The following is a 1,589-nucleotide window of genomic DNA, read 5'->3' on the forward strand; positions in this document are numbered from 1 at the left end:
TTACGCCGCGCTCGCGTGTGGGGATGAACTACCGACATGTCAGGGTAGTTTTTGGCCGGATATGGATTTCGGGAAAGGCTTTGATTTAACGCAAGAAGTCGGCCCCAATTATTTGGGAGGAACGATGGACAATGAGAGTCGTGTCGCGATACAGGTTACACATCGTGTTGGGGCGATTGTCTTGTCAGTGTATTTGATATGGATGGTGTTTGTGCTTTGGCGCCAGAATCACGCATCTTCCATTCGTAATGCCTTATTGCTGATGTCTGCAGTGCTCGTCGTGCAGTTTGGTTTAGGTTTAAGTAATGTGATCTTATTGGTTCCATTGGCTATTGCAGTTGCGCATAATGCTGTAGGTGCTTTGTTGTTGTTAAGCATGATGAACCTCAATTATCAGATATATCGCCTACAAAAATAATAAGGCGGGAGGACGTAATGAAAACAACAGTGTCAGTAAGCACGAGTTCAGCGAGTGCTTCTTGGAAAGACTATCTAGAACTCTGCAAACCTAAAGTGGTTGCCCTCATGCTGCTAACTAGCGTCGTGGGTATGCTCCTAGCGACATATAGCTTGCCATCGTGGGAAGCTCTTATATTGGGTAATCTAGGGATTGCGTTGATGGCGGGATCCGCTGCGGCAATCAATCATGTCGTTGATCAACGCATTGACGTGCACATGTCGCGTACCAAGAAACGCCCGATCGTGCAGGGGAAAGTAGATAGTGCATCTGCACTTATCTTTGCGGCATTAATTGGCAGCATCGGGATGCTGGTATTAATGGTCTGGGTGAATGCCCTGACGGCCTGGTTAACCTTAGCTTCATTAATCGGCTATGCATTAATTTATACGATGTATCTCAAGCGTGCTACTCCCCAGAATATTGTGATTGGTGGTTTGGCAGGCGCTGCGCCTCCTCTGTTAGGTTGGACTGCTTCAACAGGTTATTTGGATCCTCATGCCTTATTGCTCGTGCTCATTATCTTCGCGTGGACGCCCCCGCATTTTTGGGCCTTAGCGATTCATAGAAAAGAAGAATATGCACAGGTTGGCATACCTATGCTCCCAGTCACGCATGGAGAGTCATACACTAAGTTGCACATTTTGCTATACAGCGTGATCTTGTTGTTAGTAACTATTCTTCCGTACTTGACGGGTATGTGCGGAGAGATTTATTTAGTTTCTGCAGTGTTACTTGGCTTGCGCTTTATTCAGTGGTCTGTGCGCATGATTCGAAATCATCATAAGCATGATGCGATCAATACTTTTAAATTCTCGATCACTTATTTGATGCTGTTGTTTGTTGCGTTATTAGTTGATCACTATACATGGCCAATGATGGTCGCCATGTAATTTGGTTTGTGTGGAGGGCCGAGGGTTTCATTGCCATCTCTGTCCTCCACCAAAGATTCCTCTAAAACTCGTTTTGAGCTTCCAGGATTACCAAAATATTCGACAGGATGTCGCGCATATCTATGAGCGTTTTTGTTCTCGGAATTAAGTTGCTTAAACGTTGTTCTAGCTCCTCTACCTTCGGCACGATGCGACGAATTCCTTCAGTGATAAATTCATAGGGGTAGTGATGGTCTTGT

At 45.4% G+C, this 1,589-nt stretch carries 2 protein-coding genes; both read left to right on the forward strand.

Features of this window, described 5'->3' with window-relative positions; genetic code table 11:
- Window positions 1-418, forward strand: a 418-nt coding sequence (locus A3739_RS22415) for a heme A synthase (RefSeq protein WP_197472503.1), incomplete at its 5' end; no start/stop codon positions are given.
- Between the two features lie 17 nt (window positions 419-435).
- Window positions 436-1,350, forward strand: coding sequence for a heme o synthase (gene cyoE, locus A3739_RS22420; protein ID WP_068483358.1), 915 nt, complete (start codon window positions 436-438; stop codon window positions 1,348-1,350).
- Window positions 1,351-1,589: the final 239 nt, after the last annotated feature.

It is taken from the genome of Oleiphilus sp. HI0067 (genome assembly GCF_001635735.1).